This is a genomic window from Catellatospora aurea (genome assembly GCF_042663325.1).
GTDB lineage: Bacteria > Actinomycetota > Actinomycetes > Mycobacteriales > Micromonosporaceae > Catellatospora > Catellatospora aurea.
Genome location: NZ_JBHTAC010000001.1, coordinates 392010 through 411113 on the forward strand (window position 1 = coordinate 392010; position 19104 = coordinate 411113).

The 19104-nt window shown below is 73.5% G+C and carries 14 protein-coding genes; 4 read left to right on the plus strand and 10 right to left on the minus strand.

What is annotated here, in order from left to right:
• Window positions 1–24: 24 nt before the first annotated feature.
• The 4 genes from uvrC to ACFQO7_RS01860 all read right to left on the minus strand — a co-directional run bounded on the left by uvrC (window position 25) and on the right by ACFQO7_RS01860 (window position 7115).
• The gene (gene uvrC / locus ACFQO7_RS01845; RefSeq protein WP_376804669.1) at window positions 25–2097 is read right to left on the minus strand and encodes an excinuclease ABC subunit UvrC; all 2073 of its coding nucleotides are present in this window, start codon (window positions 2095–2097) and stop codon (window positions 25–27) included.
• Between the two features lie 214 nt (window positions 2098–2311).
• Window positions 2312–2776 (minus strand): Rieske (2Fe-2S) protein, encoded by a 465-nt coding sequence (locus tag ACFQO7_RS01850; RefSeq protein WP_376804670.1) that lies wholly within the window; start codon window positions 2774–2776, stop codon window positions 2312–2314.
• A 437-nt stretch (window positions 2777–3213) separates the two neighbouring features.
• Window positions 3214–6120 (minus strand): excinuclease ABC subunit UvrA, encoded by a 2907-nt coding sequence (uvrA, locus tag ACFQO7_RS01855; RefSeq protein WP_376804671.1) that lies wholly within the window; start codon window positions 6118–6120, stop codon window positions 3214–3216.
• A 404-nt stretch (window positions 6121–6524) separates the two neighbouring features.
• On the minus strand, window positions 6525–7115 hold the full coding sequence (locus tag ACFQO7_RS01860) for a TetR/AcrR family transcriptional regulator (protein WP_376804672.1): 591 nt from the start codon (window positions 7113–7115) through the stop codon (window positions 6525–6527).
• A 112-nt stretch (window positions 7116–7227) separates the two neighbouring features.
• Here ACFQO7_RS01860 and ACFQO7_RS01865 point away from each other — a divergent pair, with 112 nt between their 5' ends.
• Window positions 7228–7971, plus strand: a complete 744-nt coding sequence (locus tag ACFQO7_RS01865; protein WP_376804673.1) for a 3-oxoacyl-ACP reductase family protein — start codon at window positions 7228–7230, stop codon at window positions 7969–7971.
• Window positions 7972–8172: 201 nt separating this feature from the next.
• Window positions 8173–8844: a hypothetical protein gene (locus ACFQO7_RS01870; RefSeq protein WP_376804674.1), complete on the plus strand. Its 672-nt coding sequence runs from the start codon at window positions 8173–8175 to the stop codon at window positions 8842–8844.
• A 135-nt stretch (window positions 8845–8979) separates the two neighbouring features.
• On the opposite strand, the gene rsgA is transcribed toward ACFQO7_RS01870, so the two are convergent.
• Both rsgA and ACFQO7_RS01880 read right to left on the minus strand, forming a co-directional pair.
• A complete protein-coding gene (gene rsgA, locus ACFQO7_RS01875) occupies window positions 8980–10038 on the minus strand; it encodes a ribosome small subunit-dependent GTPase A (RefSeq protein WP_376804675.1) in 1059 nt (352 codons plus the stop codon).
• Window positions 10039–10228: 190 nt separating this feature from the next.
• Entirely contained in the window at window positions 10229–10426 is a 198-nt protein-coding gene (locus tag ACFQO7_RS01880; protein WP_376804676.1) for a hypothetical protein, read from the minus strand.
• 184 nt (window positions 10427–10610) lie between these two features.
• Here ACFQO7_RS01880 and ACFQO7_RS01885 point away from each other — a divergent pair, with 184 nt between their 5' ends.
• On the plus strand, window positions 10611–11471 hold the full coding sequence (locus ACFQO7_RS01885) for a helix-turn-helix domain-containing protein (RefSeq protein WP_376804677.1): 861 nt from the start codon (window positions 10611–10613) through the stop codon (window positions 11469–11471).
• Between the two features lie 24 nt (window positions 11472–11495).
• The gene (locus ACFQO7_RS01890; protein ID WP_376804678.1) at window positions 11496–11705 is read left to right on the plus strand and encodes a DUF397 domain-containing protein; all 210 of its coding nucleotides are present in this window, start codon (window positions 11496–11498) and stop codon (window positions 11703–11705) included.
• A gap of 10 nt (window positions 11706–11715) precedes the next feature.
• On the opposite strand, the gene ACFQO7_RS01895 is transcribed toward ACFQO7_RS01890, so the two are convergent.
• From ACFQO7_RS01895 to ACFQO7_RS01910, 4 genes are all read right to left on the minus strand, one after another.
• Window positions 11716–12108: a VOC family protein gene (locus ACFQO7_RS01895; RefSeq protein WP_376804679.1), complete on the minus strand. Its 393-nt coding sequence runs from the start codon at window positions 12106–12108 to the stop codon at window positions 11716–11718.
• A gap of 202 nt (window positions 12109–12310) precedes the next feature.
• On the minus strand, window positions 12311–13135 hold the full coding sequence (locus ACFQO7_RS01900; RefSeq protein ID WP_360529255.1) for an ABC transporter ATP-binding protein: 825 nt from the start codon (window positions 13133–13135) through the stop codon (window positions 12311–12313).
• Window positions 13132–16062, minus strand: a complete 2931-nt coding sequence (locus ACFQO7_RS01905; protein ID WP_376804680.1) for an FtsX-like permease family protein — start codon at window positions 16060–16062, stop codon at window positions 13132–13134. The genes ACFQO7_RS01900 and ACFQO7_RS01905 overlap by 4 nt, the downstream gene beginning before the upstream one ends.
• Window positions 16059–19031 carry a hypothetical protein gene (locus ACFQO7_RS01910; RefSeq protein WP_376804681.1) on the minus strand — a complete coding sequence of 991 codons (2973 nt, stop codon included), beginning with the start codon at window positions 19029–19031 and terminating at the stop codon, window positions 16059–16061. Before ACFQO7_RS01910 ends, ACFQO7_RS01905 begins: the two co-directional genes overlap by 4 nt.
• Window positions 19032–19104 lie beyond the last annotated feature (73 nt).

The window sequence follows — 19104 nt, forward strand, 5'->3', positions numbered from 1 at the left end:
GGATGTCGGCAACGAGAGAACATCCTAGCCAGCCGTGCCCGGTTCCTCCGCCGTGGCCAGCGTCGCCCCCGCCTCGGGCGTGGCCTGCGCCTCGCCCGGCGCGGACCCGGCCGCCGCCGTTCCGGGCGGGACGGGCACCGCCTCGGGCGTGGGCGTGGCGGCGGTCCCGGGCGCGGTCTCCGCAACAGGCGCGGGTTGCGCCACCGGTGCGGGCTGAGGTGGCACACCGAGGGCCGCCAGCACCGCCACCGCGGTGCGCGGGCCGATGCCGGGGACCTCGGCGATCTCGTCGACGCTCGCGGCGGCCAGGCGTTTGAGCGACCCGAAGTGGCGCAGCAGCGCCTTGCGGCGGATCTCCCCCAGGCCGGGCACGCTGTCGAGGTCGGAGGCGGTCATCCGGGCCGAGCGCCGCTCGCGGTGGAAGCGGATGGCGAAGCGGTGCGCCTCGTCGCGGACCCGCTGGAGCAGGTAGAGGCCCTCGGCGGTGCGGGGCAGGATGATCGGCATCGAGTCGTCGGGCAGCCAGACCTCCTCCAGCCGCTTGGCCAGCCCGCAGATGGCCACGTCGGTGACGCCCAGTTCGGTGAGCACCGCGGCCGCGGCGTTGACCTGCGGCGCGCCGCCGTCGACCACGACCAGCTGCGGCGGGTACGCGAAGCGCTTCGGCCGCCCCGCGGCGGCCTCCTCGGTCGGGTCCACCGGCCCCTCGGCCAGGTGGCGGGCGAACCGCCGCCGCATCACCTCGCTGATCGCGGACACGTCGTCGGTCGCGCCCTTGATGATGAAGCGCCGGTAGTCGGACTTCTTCGGCACGCCGTCCTCGAACACGACCATGCTGGACACCACGTCCGTGCCCTGGATCTGCGAGATGTCGTAGCACTCGATGCGCAGCGGTGCCGCGGCCAGCCCGAGCGCGTCCTCGATCTCTTCGAGGGCCTTGCTGCGCGCGGTGAGATCACCGGCCCGGCGCAGCTTGTGCTGGGCCAGCGCCTGCAGGGCGTTGCGCGCGACGGTCTCCATCAGCGTCTTCTTGTCGCCGCGCTGGGGCACCCGCATGGTGACCCGCGAACCCCGGTGCTGCGACAGCCAGTCGGTGAGCGCGTCGGCGTCGGCGGGCAGTTCCGGCACGAGCAGCTCGCGGGGCACGTCGGCCTCGCCGGTCTCGCCGCCGTAGATCTGGGTGCAGAAGTGGTGCACGAGGTCGCCGATGCTCAGCTCCTCGGTCTTGTCCACGATCCAGCCGCGCTGGCCGCGCACCCGCCCGTCGCGCACGTGGAAGACCTGCACCGCGGCTTCGAGCGGGTCGTCGGCGAAGGCGACCACGTCGGCGTCGGTGCCGTCGGACAGCACGATCGACTGCTTCTCCATCGCTCGGCGCAGCGCGATCAGGTCGTCGCGCAGGCGTGCGGCGCGCTCGTACTCCATCGCCGCCGACGCCTCGTGCATCTGCTTCTCCAGGCGGCGCTGCATGGTGTCGGTGCGCCCGGCCATGAAGTCGCAGAAGTCCTCGACGATGCCGCGGTGCTCGGCGGCGCTGACCCGGCCGACACACGGCGCGGAGCACTTGCCGATGTCGCCGAGCAGGCACGGCCGCCCGATCTGGCCCGCCCGCTTGAACACCCCGGCCGAGCAGGTGCGCGCCGGGAAGATGCGCAGCAGCAGGTCGAGGGTCTCCCGGATGGCCCACGCGTGCGAGTACGGCCCGAAGTAGCGCACGCCCTTGCGCTTGGCCCCGCGCATGACCAGCAGCCGCGGATACTCCTCGTCGAGGGTGACCGCGAGGTACGGGTACGACTTGTCGTCGCGGTACTTCACGTTGAAGCGGGGGTCGTACTCCTTGATCCAGGAGTACTCCAGCTGGAGCGCCTCGACCTCGGTGCCGACCACGACCCAGTCCACGCCGGCCGCGGTGGTGACCATCTGCTGGGTGCGCTGGTGCAGCGTCCAGACGTCGGCGAAGTAGGAGTTCAGCCGGCTGCGCAGGCTCTTGGCCTTGCCGACGTAGATGATCCGGCCCTGCTCGTCGCGGAACCGGTACACACCGGGTGCGTCGGGAATCGTGCCCGGCGCGGGCCGGTACTGGGACGGATCAGCCACGCCGCCAAGCCTAGACGATCAGTCCGACAGCCCTCCCGGCCCGAGATCCGAGGCCCACCCCCGGTCCACATGGGACCCGGCTCTCCACCCCGACCCGCCCCGCCGCCTGCCCGCCCAACCCGCCACTCAAGATCGCTGCAGGTTCACGGAAACTGCACGAATGGAGCCTGCCATTCACGCAGTTTCCCTGAAACTGCAGCGCGGGAAACGAGGCTCAGGCGAGCTTGATCTCGCCGTTCTCGACCTTGATCTCCTTCTTGTCCAGCGCGCGGGGGGCGGGCGGCTGGAGCACCGAGCCATCGGTGATCGAGAACTCGCTGAAGTGGCACTGGCACTTGATCTTCCCGGCCTCCACCTGGCTCACCGGGCAGGCCTGGTGGGTGCAGATCGCGCTGAAGGCGGCGTACTGGCCCGCGGTGGGCTGGGTGACGACGACGCCCTGCTCCTTGAAGATCACCCCACCGCCGACCGGGATGTCCGCGGCCTTGCCGAGCACCGTGCCGGCGCCGACGGCCGCGCCGCTGGCACCGGGTGCGCCCGGGTCGGTCGCCCCGCCGGTCGGCTCGGTCGCCGGGGCCTCGGAGCCGCACGCGGCGAGCAGCGCACCGGCGCCGACGGCGCCCGCGGAGGCCAGCAGGACCCGGCGCGAGGTCGCGCCGGACGTCGTCACGTCACTCATGAGAGGCCTTCCAGGTGTAGGTGAGGTTTTCTCTGGATCAACCTAGCGGCCCGTTCTGAGATTTAGCTGCGAGTTCAACTATTTTTCTCGCCCACCGCCAACAAGATCGCCCGACTTGCCCGGCACCTGGGCGTATCTTGAGCGCGCTTTCACACACCTGCCTGGCAAGTCGAGCGATCTTGACCGCGGACCGCGCGCGGCGCGAGACGCCGTGCGTGTCGGACGCGAGGCGGGACGGCGGACAAGGCGCGACGGCAGGCGCGAACGCGAGGCAGGACGGCGGACAAAAGCGCGAACGCGACGCAGGACCGCGGACACGACGCGCAACGGCAGGCGCGAACGCGACGCAAGAGACAAGCGCGGCGGCCGGACACATGGAGAGTCCCGGCGACCGCGGAGGTGGGTCGCCGGGACTCGTCGTGCGAGCGGGCCGGGTGTCAGGCCACGGCGGCCTTGGTGCGGGCCTTGCGGGCGCGCGGCGGGGTGACCGGGGCCGGGGCGTGGGCGGCGAGCATCGGCTTGAGGAACTGGCCGGTGTAGCTCTCCGCGACAGCGGCGAGTTGCTCGGGGGTGCCGGTGGCGAGCACGGTGCCGCCGCGGTGGCCGCCCTCGGGGCCCATGTCGATCAGGTGATCCGCCGACTTGATCACATCGAGGTTGTGCTCGATCACGATCACCGTGTTGCCCTTGTCGACCAGTCCCTGCAGCACCAGCAGCAGCTTGCGGATGTCCTCGAAGTGCAGGCCGGTGGTCGGCTCGTCGAGCACGTACACGGTGCGCCCGGTGGAGCGCTTCTGCAGCTCGGAGGCGAGCTTCACGCGCTGCGCCTCGCCGCCGGACAGGGTCGGCGCGCTCTGGCCCAGCCGCACGTAGCCCAGGCCGACGTCGACCAGCGTCTTGAGGTGGCGGTGGATCGCGGGGATGGCCTGGAAGAACTCGGCCCCCTCCTCGATCGGCATCTCCAGCACCTCGGCGATGGTCTTGCCCTTGTAGTGCACCTCCAGGGTCTCCCGGTTGTACCGGGCGCCCTTGCACACCTCGCACGGCACGTACACGTCGGGCAGGAAGTTCATCTCGATCTTGATGGTGCCGTCGCCGGCGCAGTTCTCGCAGCGCCCGCCCTTGACGTTGAACGAGAAGCGCCCCGGCCCGTAGCCGCGCACCTTCGCCTCGGTCGTCTCCGCGAACAGCTTGCGGATGTTGTCGAACACGCCCGTGTAGGTCGCCGGGTTCGAGCGCGGGGTGCGCCCGATCGGCGACTGGTCCACGCCCACGACCTTGTCCACGTGCTCCAGGCCGGTGACCCGGGTGTGCCGGCCCGGCACCATGCGCGCCCCGTTGATCTGGTTCGCCAGCACCGTGTACAGGATGTCGTTGACCAGCGTCGACTTGCCCGACCCGGACACGCCGGTGACCGCGATGAACTGCCCCAGCGGGAAGGCCACCGACACGTTGCGCAGGTTGTGCTCCCGCGCGCCGACCACGGTCAGCTCGCGGCCCGGGGTCGCCGGGCGGCGGTGCGCCGGGGTCGCGATCTCCCTACGGCCCGACAGGTACGCCCCGGTCACCGACTCCTCGTTGACCAGCAGCTTGTCGTACGGCCCGCTGTGCACGATGCGCCCGCCGTGCTCGCCCGCGCCCGGCCCGATGTCCACCACCCAGTCGGCGGTGCGGATGGTGTCCTCGTCGTGCTCCACCACGATCAGGGTGTTGCCCAGGTCGCGCAGCCGCACCAGGGTCTCGATGAGCCGGTGGTTGTCCCGCTGGTGCAGGCCGATCGACGGCTCGTCCAGCACGTACAGCACGCCGACCAGGCCGGAGCCGATCTGCGTGGCGAGCCGGATGCGCTGGGCCTCACCGCCGGACAGCGAGCCCGACGGCCGGTTCAGCGACAGGTAGTCCAGGCCGACGTCGACCAGGAAGCGCAGCCGGGCGTTGATCTCCTTGAGCACCCGCTCGGCGATGAAGCGCTGCCGGTCGTCCAGCTCCAGCCCGGCCAGCACCACCGCGGCCTCGCCGACCGACAGCGCGCACAGCTCGGCGATGTTGCGCCCGTCCAGGGTCACCGCCAGCACCTCGGGCTTGAGCCGGGTGCCGGAGCAGACCGAGCACGGCACCTCCCGCATGTAGCCCTCGTACTTCTCCCGCGACCACTCGCTCTCGGTGTCGGAGTGGCGGCGCTCCAGCCACGGGATCACACCCTCGAAACCGGAGTAGTACGAGCGCTCGCGGCCGTACTTGTTGCGGTAGCGCACGTGCACCTGGTTCTCCGCGCCGTGCAGGATCAGCTTCTGGCCCCGCGCGGTGATGGCCCGCCACGGGGTGTCCATGTCGAAGCCGTTCTCCTCGCCGAGCGCCTCCAGCAGCCGGGAGAAGTACTCCTGGGTCTGCCCGCCCGCCCACGGGGAGATCGCGCCCTCACCGAGGCTCTTCTCCGGGTCGGGGATGACCAGCTCCGGGTCCACCTCCTTCTTGGTGCCCAGGCCGGTGCACTCGGGGCACGCGCCGTACGGCGAGTTGAAGGAGAAGACCCGCGGCTCCAGGTCCTCGATGCCGAGCTGGTGCTCGTTAGGGCAGGCCAGGTTCTCGGAGAACTTGCGCTCGCGGTGCTCGTCGTCCTCGGGCAGGTCGACGAAGTCCATGATCACGATGCCGCCGGCCAGGCCGAGCGCGGTCTCCACCGAGTCGGTGAGGCGCTGCTTGGAGCTCTCCTTGACGGCGAGGCGGTCGACGACCACCTCGATGTCGTGCTTCTTCTGCTTGGCCAGCTTCGGCACCTCGCCCAGCGGGTGCACCACGCCGTCCACCCGTACCCGCGCGAAGCCCTTGCTCTGCAGGTCGGAGAACAGGTCGAGGTATTCGCCCTTGCGGCCGCGGATCACCGGCGCGAGCACCTGGAAGCGGGTGCCCTCGGCCATGGCGAGCACCCGGTCGACGATCTGCTGCGGGCTCTGCCGGCTGATCAGGTGGCCGCAGACGGGGCAGTGCGGCTGGCCGACGCGGGCGAAGAGCAGGCGGAGGTAGTCGTACACCTCGGTGATCGTGCCCACGGTCGAGCGCGGGTTGCGCGAGGTCGACTTCTGGTCGATGGAGACCGCGGGGCTCAGGCCCTCGATGAAGTCGACGTCGGGCTTGTCCATCTGGCCCAGGAACTGCCGCGCGTACGACGACAGCGACTCGACGTAGCGCCGCTGCCCCTCCGCGAAGATCGTGTCGAAGGCGAGGCTCGACTTGCCGGAGCCGCTCAGCCCGGTGAACACGATCATCGCTTCGCGCGGCAGGTCCAGGCTGACGTCGCGCAGGTTGTGCTCGCGCGCCCCACGGATGATCAGTCGGTCGCTCACAGCAGGCTCTCCCCACACGGTCTTTCGGCGATGTCTTCGGGCGGTCCGCCACGGCGACGGCCCAGCTCAGGGCATGGGTCGGGGGCAGCACGACACGCTCAGCACGCAGTGCAGTCGCGTGCCTGGGCAACTCTAGCCCCGGCCTCCGACATTCTCGTTTCGCGCCACGAACACACGTGCTAACCCGGCGATTCGCGGTGCCGCGAGCCGCCGTGGGCGGCCTCTCCGCCACCCTGGCGCGCGCAGGAAGGCTTCGCAACAGGTCACCCAGGAGGATGAACCGCACAGGGCTCGCCGCCGATTCCCGAACGGGTGCGGTGTCGCCGATCACCAAGCCGGGCCGGCGGCACTCACACCGGGTTCAGCCCGAGCCCTGACCGGCACCACGCCGTGGACCGGCCGCGTCACTCCCAGGGCAGCCGGTGCAGGGTCAGCTCGACGGTGCGCAGCAGCCGCTCGCGGTCCGCGCCGCCCGCGGCCTCGACCGCGAGCCCGGAGGACAGCGCGAAGACGAAGCCCGCCGCCGCGCGCGGATCGACCGAGGTGGGCAGATCGCCCTCGGCGCGCGCCCGCTCCAGGCGCGTCACCAGGAGCTGCTCGCCGCCGTCGCGTCGGCGGGCCAGCTCGGCCCGGATGGCGGCCGCGCCGTCCCCGGCAGCCAGCGCGCCGTGCACCAGCAGGCAGCCCGGCGGGGTGTCCGGGCCGGTGGTGGCCCGAGCCACGCCCTCCAGCCAGTGCCGGACCACCTCGCGCACGGTCGGCTGCCGGACCGCGTCGCGGGCGTACCGGAAGACCGACTCCTCGTAGCGGTCGAGCACGTGGGAGAACATGCCGGCCTTGGAGCCGAAGGCGGCGTACACGCTGCCGGGCTTCAGCCCGGTGGCCGCGGTCAGGTCGGCCATCGTGGTGCCCTCGTAGCCCTTGGCCCAGAAGACGTCGAGCGCGGCTCCCAGCACCCGGTCGAGGTCGAACTCCCGCGGCCTGCCCACCGCCATCCCGCCACCTCCGGCAATTTCTTGAGTGAATGTTCAATATATCACGTGGCAGACCCTGGCTTCAGATGCCATATTGAATGAGCACTCAAGAATTCGAACGAGGGAGCGAGTGATGACGCAGCAACTGAACGGCAAGGTGGCCCTGGTGACCGGCGGGTCGCGCGGCATCGGCGCGGGGATCGCCCGCCGCCTGGCCCGCGAGGGAGCCACCGTGGCGGTGACCTACCAGTCCTCGGCCGACGCGGCCGCGACGGTGGTCAAGGAGATCGAGGCCGAGGGCGGCACGGCGTACGCGGTGCGGGCCGACTCGGCCGACCGGGACGCGGTGCGCGGGGCGGTGGACGAGGTCGCGCGGCGGTCCGGGCGGCTCGACATCCTGGTCAACAACGCGGGCGTGCTCGGGTTCGGCCCGATCGGCGAGCTGACCGACGAGGTGTACGACCAGACCGTGGGCGTCAACCTGCACGCGGTGTTCCACGCCAGCCAGGCGGCGCTGCGCCACCTCGGCGAGGGTGGCCGAATCATCACCATCGGCAGCGTCAACGCCGACCGCATGCCCTTCGCGGGCGGCAGCCTGTACGCGCTGACCAAGGCCGGTGTCGCAGGCTTCACCCGGGGCCTGGCCCGCGAGGTCGGCCCGCGCGGCATCACCGTCAACACGGTGCAGCCCGGCCCGGTCGACACCGACATGAACCCGGCCGACGGCCCGATGTCCGGCGCACTTCTGCCCGCGCTCGCGGTCGGCCGCTACGGCACCGCAGACGAGGTGGCGGCCGCGGTCGCCTACCTGGCCGGCCCCGAGGCCGGCTACGTCACCGGCGCGACGCTGGACGTCGACGGCGGCTTCCTCGCCTGACCCACCGCCGGGGCCTGCCGGGCTCCGTGAAGATCGCTGGTTCAGGTCATGATCTGCGGCCGCGCCCCAGAAAATGACCTGAACCAGGGATCATCGCGGCGCGTCGGGCGCGAGCCGAGCGCGGCGCGCCCACCGCCCGCCTCGACCAATGCCCGAATACGGGTGTGCGTAGGCCCTCAGCAGCGCATACCATTCGCGATCGTGACGGATCTGATCGACTCGCAGCTCACCGGCCGGCCCGAGACGGGGCCGGCGAAGCCCGACTGCGTGGTCTGCGGCCACGTCCCCGCCGCCGAGGTGACCTTCTACCGGCACATCGGCCTGGTGCTCTACGTGCGCTTCAACCGGATCCGGGGTCCGTTCTGCCGCGACTGCGGCCTGGCGAAGATGCGCGACGCCACCGCCGAGACGATCAGCAGCGGCCTGTGGAGCCCCGTCTCGTTCGTGCTCGCGCCGCTGGCCCTGATCCGCAACGTGATCGGCCGACGCACCGTGCTCGCCCTCGACAAGCCGGTCCCCCGCCCGGGGCAGCCTGAGTCGAACCTGGCACCGCTGCGGCCGACCCGCCCGGTGTTCCGACGGTTCAAGTCCTGGTTCGCGCCCGCCGTCCTGGCCGGCGTCATCGCATTCGTGGCGCTGGCCGACCTCCCGTCGACGGAGAAGCTCGACGTGGTGGGCGGCTGCGTCAAGTTCGACACCTTCATCCGCGCCGACACGGCGGACTTCGTCCGCTGCGACGAGAAGCACGACGCGGTGATCACCAGCATCGAGAACACCTGGCAGGACTGCGACGGCCCCTACGTCGAGAAGCTCTACCGCTACTACTGCCTCGAACCCGCCCCCGGCGCAGGGCCCCTCATCAACGTGCTCTGACCCGCCGCGACCTTCGCGCCGCCGCAGTTTCCAGGAAACTGCACGAATCGGTGCACCGATAGCTGCACTTTCCCCGAAACTGCACGCCGCCCGGCCGGACGGCGGTCCGGGTCGGCGTGCGGCGGTGGTGTCTCGTCAGCGGGAGCGGTAGTTCCAGTGGGCGGGGCGGGTGGCGGGGCCGCCGCGGCCGGTGCGGCGGGCGCGGGCCCGGCGTGACTCGAACGCGAGCTCGCGTTGCAGCTTGCACCAGCTCTCCCAGCGGCGTGCGGTGAGCCCGCCGCTTTCCAGTTCCTCGCGCACGGCGCAGCCGGGCTCCGTCTCGTGGGCGCAGTCCTGGAAACGGCACTGCTCGATCAGCGCGACGATGTCGGCGAAGGTGCGGTCGAGGCCCTGCTCGCCGTCGAGCAGGCCGACCGCGCGAATGCCGGGGGTGTCCAGCACGGCGCCGCCGCCGGGCACGGGCACCAGCGCGCGGTACGTCGTGGTGTGCCGGCCCTTGCCGTCGACCTTGCGGATCGCCTGGGTCTGCATCACGGTCGCCCCGATCAGGGCGTTGACCAGCGTCGACTTGCCCGCGCCGGACGCGCCGACCAGGCCCAGGGTGCGGCCGTGGGCGACCAGGGGGCGCAGCGCGTCCAGGCCGGTGCCGTGTTCGGCGCTGACCGCGATCGCCTCGACGCCCGGTGCCAGCTCGGCGAGCTGATCGGCCAGCGCGTCCGGGTCGGCGACCAGGTCGGCCTTGGTGATGATCAGCAGTGGCCGCGCGCCCGAGTCCCAGACGAGCGCGAGCAGGCGCTCGATCGTCGACGGTTCGGGCAGTGGGTCGGGTGAGGCGATCACCGCGGCGGTGTCGACGTTGGCGGCCAGCACCTGCCCGGTGGCGTCCTTGTCGGCGGTGCGGCGCACGATGGCACTGCGTCTGGGCAGCACCGCCTCGATGGTGGTGCGATTGTCGGGCCAGTGCCGCAGCGCCACCCAGTCACCGGCGCACGGCAGCGCGACCGGGTCGGCCGCGGCCGCGATCATGGCGGGCCCGCCGAGCCCGGCCCGGGCCGTGCCGGCGGCGGTCAGCACCGTGCAGACGCCGCGGTCGGCGCGCACCACCCGGCCCGGCACGTGGTCCGGCCGGTCGAACAGGGGGTACGCGGAAGCGAAGTGGTCGTCCCAGCCCAGGGACGACAGGGAGACTGTCATCGGATTCCTTGTCATGGATGCGCGAGTGGAACGGGGTCACGCCATCCGGGAGGGTGGCGTGCTGGATACCTCGACAGACATGTCGCCACCTCCCTCGAAGTCATCGTGGCGAGCTGTCCTCACCTTCGCTGCCACGGTACGCGTGCCGCCGGGGCCGGGCCACGCGATTTCGGGCGTCACCCGGCCGGGGTCATTCTCCGGGTGGCGCGTCCACCGCCGTCGACCGCCCGGCCACGAGCAGGGTGCGGTACGCGTAGTGGTAGTCGGCGCAGCCGGGGCGGTGGCACAGGCGGCAGGCGGCCCCGGGCGCCGCGGGGTCGGGCAGGTGGTCGCGCAGCATCCGCCGATATCCCGCCGCCTGCGCGTCAGTGATGCGTCCAGTGTGCACGTCGCCTCCCGGCACGACCGTCACCAGGGCCCTGACTCCACAGTGCACGCGCGAGATGCAAGTTGCAACCCGGCGCGCGAAGAAGTCTCCGGATCGCCCGCTCGTGGCGTCCCCTTGCCTGAGCCGACAGGGCGGCAGCACACTGTTCCTCGCACTGTCGGCAATGGATGATCAGGGGAGGGTCGTGGCCACGTCGGGCACCTCGCTACGCCGCCGCCGCCTCGGGGTGGCCCTGCGGGAGCTGCGCGAACGCGCCGGCATGACCCACCAGCAGGTCGGCCCGGCCCTCGACTGCTCGCCCTCGAAACTGAGCCGCATCGAGAACGGCGAGGTCGGCGTACGCCGCAGCGACCTGCTGGTGCTGCTGGACCTGTACGGCCTCGACGACGCCGGCCAGCGCGAGGAGCTGATCGAGCTGGCCCGCGAGTCCAAGCGCCGGGGCGGCTGGTGGCTCAAGTACGGCGAGGTGTCCAGCCCTTACCTGAAGCTGATCCAGCTGGAGTCGGAGGCGGACTCCATCCGCGGCGCGGAGCTGAGCTTCGTGCCGGGTCTGCTGCAGACCGAGGACTACGCCCGCGCCGTCATCCGGGCCACCCGGCCGCACGACGACGCGGACGAGGTCGAACGCCGCGTGCAGATCCGGCTGACCCGGCAGGAGCTGCTCAAACAGGAAAAGCCGCCGGAGTTCTGGACGGTCCTCGACGAGGCCGTGCTGCACCGTACGGTCGGCAGCCCGCAGGTGATGGCCGAGCAGCTGCGGGCCCTGGCCGCGGCCAACGAACTGCCGCACATCACCGTTCAGATCATCCCCTTCGCCCACGGGGGGCACGAGGCCATGGCGGGGGCGTTCCGGATCCTGCGCTTCCCCGACCGCAGGGACCCGGACACCGTCTACCTCGAAGGCTTCGCCGGCGACATCTATCTCGACGACGCCTCCGAGGTGACCCGCTGCAGCCTCGTTTTCGACCATCTCAGCGCGGCGGCACTGAGCCCGCAGCTGTCCGGCCGCAGAATGCTGGAGATCGCGCAAGGGCTCACGGGGTGAGCCGACTCAACGAGGAGTAATCAGTTGTCATTGCACCATGTCGACCTGTCGAACGCAGTGTGGCGCAAGAGCACGCGCAGTGGCGGAAACGGGGACTGTGTCGAGACGACCAGCTTGACCGGGGCGGTCGCGGTACGCGACTCCAAGGACCCAACCGGGCCGGTGCTGCTGTTCAGCGCCGCCGACTGGGGGACCTTCCTGGCGGGCACCAAGGCGGGTGAGTTCGACCGCTGACGGGTCGCCCTCACCAGCCCTCGGGCCGGTAGGACCCGAACGTCCACTGGTTGCCGTCGGGGTCGGCGGCGGTGTAACTGCTGCCGCCGTACTCCTCCGCCTTGGGTTCCGAGACGATCTCCGCGCCGTTGGCGACGGCCTTGTCGTAGTGTGCCTGGACGTCGTCGACGATCACGTACAGCCAGGCGGGGCCCGCCTCGAAGGGCATACGGCCGTCGCCGCCGTCGGTGATCGAGCTGACCATGACCATGCCGGTGCCGTGGGTCAGCTCAGCGTGCGCGACGGTCCCGTCAGCACCCGGCACCACCAGCACCTCCCGGAACCCGAAGGCGTCCCGCAGGAACCGGATCGCGGCCACCGCGTCGCGGTAGCGCAGCGTGGGAATCACCGTTGCACCCGACATCTCGACCTCCCACCAGCGACGCTACCGCCCCGGCCCGCCCTCCACCCGCGAACCGGCGCCCGCCGCCCAAGGTCATCCGACTTGCCCGGCACCTGTGCGTATCTTGAAGCCGGTTACCCACATGTGCCAGGCAAGTCGAGCGATCTTGGTGCGCCACGCGCCCCGCTCGCGCCCCGCGCGGTGGGGCGCAGAGCGCGGGTGGTCACTCGATGACCAGGCTCAGGCGTCCGTCGCCCTGCTCGACGACGAGCAGCGTGCCCGGGGGGACGTTCTCCAGGACCTCCGGCGGGAGCTGCACGGTGCCGTCGGAGGCGACCACGGCGAACTCGCGGCCCTCGCGGCCCTCCGCCCCGACCCGGCCGTCCCGGATGGTCACCGCCCGGCCCAGGCGTGCGCCGACGTCCGGGTCGTGGGTGACCGCGACGATGGTGGTGCCGCGTTCCCGGTTGATGGTGTCCAGCGCGTCGAGCACCTCGTCGCGGGCCTCGCGGTCGAGGCGGCTGGTGGGCTCGTCGATGAGCAGCAGGCCGGGCGAGGCGGCCACGCCGACCGCGATGGCGACCCGCTGCGCGGCTCCGGGCGGCAGGTCGCGCACCCGGCGGTGGCCCATGCCGACCAGCCCGAGCAGGGAAAGGATGCGCTCGGGGCGCTCGACGTCGGCCGGGCGCACCTGCGCCGCCCGGCGCTGGGCCAGCCAGATGTTGGACAGCACCGAGGCGTACGGCAGCAGGTTGCGCCGCGCCCCCTGCAGCACCACGCCCAGGTCGGTCCCCCGCATCCGGGCCAGCTCGGCGTCGCTGACCCGGCCGATGTCGACCGGCCCGATCCGCACCTGCCCGGCGCTGGGCCGCATCAGGCCGGACAGCAGCGCGATCAGCGTCGACTTGCCCGAACCCGACGGCCCGACCAGGGCGAGCTTCTCCCCCGCCGCGATGTCGAGGTCCACGCCGGACAGCGCGACCACGTCGCCGCCGTCGGCCCGGTAGATGTGCAGCACCCGGCGGCACCGCACGGCCAGTCCCGTCACTGCTCCTCCTCCCTGCGCCGGCGCACCACGTGCGCCGCCGACCAGCAGCCCAACAGCAGCACCGCGCAGGCGGCGGCCACCGGTCCCGCGACCGCGCCGGGCTCCGGCAGCACGGGCGGGGTGAACGTGGTGTCGCCGTCGGAGAAGACCGGCAGCACCGTACGCGCCAGCGCCCAGGCCAGCGCCGCCGAGCCGAGCCCGGCCACGGCCGCCGCCAGCGCCAGCGCGCTCCGGCTGCCGACCGAGACCAGCAGCAGGGTACGGGTCCGGATGCCCTGCTCGCCGAGCACCGACAGCCCGCTGTCGCCACCGGGCCGCTCGAACATCGCCAGCGCGGGCAGCCCGATCGCGGCCAGCAGCACCGCGAACGCGGCCACCGCCAGCGCGAACCACAGCCCGAGCCGGGGCGCGGCGCTGATCTGCGCCCGCCGCTGCGCCACGGTGTACTCCTCGGACACCGTCAGCCCGGCGCGGCGCAGCCGGTCCACGGCGTCGGCGGGCGCGTCGGCGGACAGCCACACCTCCGGCTGCGTCAGCGCGGTCCCGCGGCCGAGCTCGTACTCGGCGACGACGAAGTCGAGCAGCGCGCCCTGCGGCCCGAAGCGGGGCACCGCGCCGAGCGTGGCGACCGCGGTCACCGGCAGCTCCATGCCGCCGGTGGCGGTCAGCAGCGGCGAGCGCAGCGGGCCGGTGACCGCGATCGGCAGCGGGCCGGGCAGCGCCGCCGAGGACAGCCGCATGTCCGCGGCGACCGCGGAGTCGACCGAGATCCGCAGGCCCTCCGGCGTGCCCCGCAGCGCGGGAACCGGGCGGGCCGCACTGGCGGGCGGTTGCGCCCAGCGCCGCACGTCGCCCAGCGCGGCCGCGTCCAGCAGCACCCGGCCGGTCTCGTCGCGGATCGCGTGAATGGTGGCGTCGAAGCGGGGCTGGCCGGTCCGCATGTTCTGGAGCTGGATCTCGTCCAGGCGGCACGGCTCCGGGTCGCACAGTGTGGCGTCCGCCTCGAGCCGCTGCGGGCCGGGCCGCAGACCGGGCATACGCAGGTCGTGCCGCAGCCCGCGGTCCGAGATCACCAGCACCCGCAGCTGCAGCGAGAGCTCGGGGTCGGGGCTGTCCACGGTCACCTCGACGACCAGCTTGCGCGCCCGGAACATGATCGCTGTCGGCTCGCTCGGCCGCAGCAGGCCGGCCACCGCGCCCGGCGCCATGCCGGCAGTGTCGGGCCAGTTCGCCACCCGCGCCAGCCGGGTGGTGTCCACCGCGACGATGTTCGGCAGCTGGTTGCCCTTGTACCGGGCGACCGCCATCGCGAAGCGCCCGTCCGGGTCGGCCGCGGCCACGGCCGAGCGCAGCTGCACCGCGGACGCGTTCTGCACCACGGCCACCCGGGCCGCGCCGGTCTGCACCCGCGCCCGCTCGTCCCAGGCCCGCCCGGCCGTGTCGTACGCGGTGACCGCGAAGCCGAGCAGCCCGAACACGACCGTCACCAGCACCACCAGCCGCCCCGTGCCCGGCACCCGGGCCAGCGCGAACCCGGCCAGACCGGTGCGCCAGCGCCCCCGCCGCAGCGCCGAACGCGCGACCCGCGCCGCCACCAGGGGCAGCAGCCGGGCCCCGAGCAGACCGCAGGCGAGCCCGAGGCAGACCGGCGCGAGCAGGCCGATGCCGCCCGCGTCGCCCGCCGCGGCGGCCTGGTAGCCGGCGACCGCGGCGAGGCTGCCGACAGCCACCTCCAGCGCCGTCGCGAACCGGCCCCGCCGTGGGGAGCCACTGCGCCGCAGCAGCCCCAGCACCGGCGTACGCAGTGCGCCGACCTGGGCGAACGCGCCCGCGAGCAGGGCCCCGAGCACCGCGAGCGCGGTGTAGCGCAGCGAGGCTCCGTCCCACTGCACCGTGCTGCCGGGCAGCACCACGTTGACCAGCGCCGCCGTGGCCGCGTACCCGGCGAGCAGGCCGGGCACCGCGGCGGCCAGCACCGGCACGGCCACCTCGGCGAACGGAAGCGCCCAGCGCAGCCGGCCGGGCGTGCCGCGCAGCGCGGCCAGGCCCAGCTCCTCGCGCCGCTGGTCGACGCCGGCGGCGACGGCCAGGAACAGCACGAACCAGCAGATCAGGATGAGCGGCACGGCGGCCACGGTGACCGTGTCCGCCAGCATCCGGTCACCCTGCTCGATGCGCTCGCCGAGGTCCGGCATCAGCGTGCTTCCGGCGTATCCCCCGGCTCTGAGCTGTATGAACGCCTCTTCGATCCGCCCGGCCAGCCCCGCCGTGTCGGCGAACGCCGCGGGCTCGGCCACCAGATCGACGGTCCGGGTCGCCTGGCCGCCGAAGCTTTCCAGCGAGCGGTCGGTGACGAACAGCACCGGCTGCTCGACGCCGAGCAGCGAGACCCGGTCGGCCCAGTACGGGTCGGCGGCGTCCGGGCGGCGGTAGGTGCCGACGACGGTGAACCGCGCCGGGTCCCCGCCCGGGCCGCTGAACGTCAGCACCCCGCCGAGGCGTACGCCCAGCAGCTCCAGCGCGCCGTCGGGCAGCACCGCCTCCCGGTCGGCGACCGCGCACCGCCCCGCGGTCACGGCCAGCTCCCGGCACACCCCGCTGCGCGCCGCGAGCAGGGCGTCGGTCGTCCGCCCGCCGCCGACCGCGCCCTGCAGCTGGAGGCCGTACACGGTGCGCATGTGCGCGACGTAGGGCAGGGTGGTCGACCGGGCCTCGGTCGCCTCGTCGGCGCTGGTCAGTTGCGAGGCCGTCAGGACGCGCTCGGTCACCGGGGCCTGCGCGATCTGGTCCAGCCGCAACGACTGCGCCGCCGCGGCGTGGTAGACCGGGCCACCGGCGGCGGCCGCGGCCGCGGCGAGGGTGAGCAGGAACGTGATCAGGGCGGCGGTGCGCCGCTCGCGGATCATCTCCCACAGCAGCGTCGTCATCGGCCGTCCTCCAGGTCCAGTCGGGTGACCCGGGACAGCCGGGTGCCCACGACGTACGCCGTGGCGGTCAGCAGCAGACCCGCTGCGAACAGCACGGAGATCGGCAACACCGATGAGGCGGGCGAGTCGTCCGCGGCCGCCCCGCCGAGCAGCCCGCCACCGGCGGCCGCCGCGGCGACGATCAGCAGGTAGCCGCTGCGGGTGGCCCGGCGCACCGAACGCTGCGGCACGCCCTGCGTCCGCAGCGCGGCCAGCTCGGCCCCGCGGCGCGGCCCGTCGACGGCGCCCACCAGCACCACCGCCACCATCACCAGCAGCACCGCCAGCAAGGCCGCGCCGAAGCGGAACCGGGAACCCGGCCCTTGCCCGACGGCGAGCCGCTGCTCGGTGCGCTGCGCGGCGGTCTCCGCCGACACGAACACCAGGCCGGTGGCGCGCAGCCGGTCCACCGCGTCGGCGGGGGCGTCCGGCGCGAGCCATACCTGCAGGTCGGCGATGTTGTCGGTGCTGTCGTTCGCCCGGTCGGCGTACTCCAGGTCGACCAGCAGACCCTGCGTGCCGACCCCGGGCAGGGCGGGCGCCGCGGCGACCACGTCGACGGGGCGGCGCAGCGGGCTGAGCAGCTCGCCGCGGACCACGGTGCGGTCGTGCGCGAGCCGTTCCTCCCCCGCCAGCACGGCGGGCACCGGCAGCGGCACGTCGGCGACCTGCACCCGCACCTCCGGGTCCGGGTAGCGCGGGTCGACCGGCTCGTAGTCGACCGACAGCCCACCGGGCAGTGGCGACAGGGTCACCCCCGCCGCGCCGATCGTGGTCCGCCAGCGGGCCGGGTCGGTCATCGCGGCCGCGTCGGCGACCACCGCGTCCGGGGCGGCCTGGGCGATGCCGTGCAGCACCAGGCCGCCGGGGTCGAGGCGGAAACTCAACCAGGCCAGCCGGCAGCCGCCGCCGCCCGCGCACACCGGCACGTCCAGCCGCAGCGTGTGCCGTCCCGAACCGGGGACGACGGCCGCGGTGGCGGTGACCGGCTCGCCGCCCGGCCCGTCCAGCACCGCGGTCAGCGGCAGGTCGACGTGCATCGGGTCCGGCATGGTGAGGTCGAGCAGGAGGGTCGCGCCGGTGATCCGGACCGAGGGATTGGCGGGCGGGTGCAACTGTCGCGCCACCCGGTCGGCCGCGACACCGGTGCCGGACGGCCAGTACGCGACCCGGGCCAGGCGGTCGGCGTCGACGGCGACGGTCGTGCCGGTCGACGACTCCTGCCGGGCCACCGCCATCGCCCAGTCGCCCGCCGGGTCGGCCTGGCGCACCAGGTGCAGCAGCGCGGCCCGGGACGGCGCGCGGACCCGGACCACCTCGGCCGCGCCCAGCGCCAGCCGAGCCTGCTCCTGCTCGGCGGCCTGCAGCGCCTGCCAGCCGCACGCGGCATGGCCGAGCAGCGCCACCACGATGACGATGAGGGCGACCAGCCGGTCCATGCCGGGCCGGCGCGCGGCCGACAGGGCGCCGAGCGCCGTGCCCACCCGTCCCACCCGCAGCGCGGCCCGGCCGAGCAGGCCCGCCAGCGGGCGCACCGCCCGCGCGGCGACCAGTCCCGCCGCTACCAGGACGAGCACCGGCGCGGCGGCGGGCAGCACCGTCTCGGCCAGGCCGAGCACCTCGGCGTCGCCGTTGCGCAGCTGCCAGGTCGCCGCGACGGCGAGGACCACCACGACGACGACCGCGGCGCCGCCTGCCGCGCCGCGTCGGGCGGGCACCTGCCGCAGCGCGTCGAGCACGCCGCCCCGGTGCACCCGGACCTGCGCGAACACCACGCTGACCAGCACGGCCAGGGTCAGCCCGCCGGCCACCGCCAGCGCGGTCGCCGACAGCGGCACCGGCCCCGGCGCGGACATGGTGGCCCACGCCAGCAGCTGCGCCAGCCACCGGCCCAGCACCAGCCCGACCGGCAGGGCGACCAGCACGGTCAGCACCCCCGGCCCGGCCGTCAGCGCGGCCCGGTGCCGGGCCGGCGCGCCGCGCAGCGTCCCGAGCACCGCCTGGGTACGCCGCTCGGCGGCCGCGTGGCCCGCCCCGAGCAGCAGCACCCACCAGGCGACCCCGAGCAGCAGCACGGCCCCGACCACCACGGGCACGGCGACCTTGTCCCGGTCCGCGATGATCTGCGGGAGCAAGCGCGAGAGGCCGCCGGTGACGGCGATGCCACGCCCCGGCTCCTGGGCCGAGCGCAGCGTCCGGGCCAGGGCGTCCACGTCGTCGGGGCTCATCGCGGTGAGGTCGGCGACGTGGTCGAGGGTCGCCTGGAACGTGTCGGCGCCGAGCGTCTGCAGGGTGTCGGGCACGGTGAAGACCGGGTTCTCCACGCGCAGGGGCACCGGGGTCAGCTCGCGTCGGCCCGCCCAGTACGGGTCGGTGAGCGCGCCTCCCGCGCCGTCCACGTCGTACACCCCGGTCACCCGCAGCGTGGCCGGTGGAGCCGTGGGCTGGACCTGGAACGCGAACGTGTCACCCGCGGCGAGCCCGAGCCGGCGCGCGGTGGTGGCGGCCAGCGCCACCTCACCGGGCTGCGCCGGACACGTGCCGGCCAGCGACAGGTGCGCGCAGACGTCGTCGCGGGCGGCGAGCAGGATCTCGATCGGCGCACCGGCTTCCCGGGGGGTGACCGCGCCGCGGCGGTAGCCGCCCCGGATCTCGCGCACCCCGGGGCCCGCCGGGACCACCGCGATGGAGCCGCGCAGTTCGGCGAGCGCGGCCGCGATCCCGTTGCGGGCGGTCATCTCCACGGTGACGGTGAGGCTCTGCTCGCCCGGAGTGGCCGCCGCCGAGGAGGCGGCCAGAACGTTGCGCGCGGCGGCGTCGGCATACAGCGGACCCGCCACACCCACGGCCACCACCAGCGCGGCCAGCACACCCAGCAGCGCCGTCTCGCCCAGCCGCTCCCGGACAGCGCTCCATACCAGCCGAACCATCGCCAACCTCTGCCCGAACCCGTGGTGACCGCCATGCCATAAGCGATCAAGGCCCGGCGCGCGGTTGACCCCG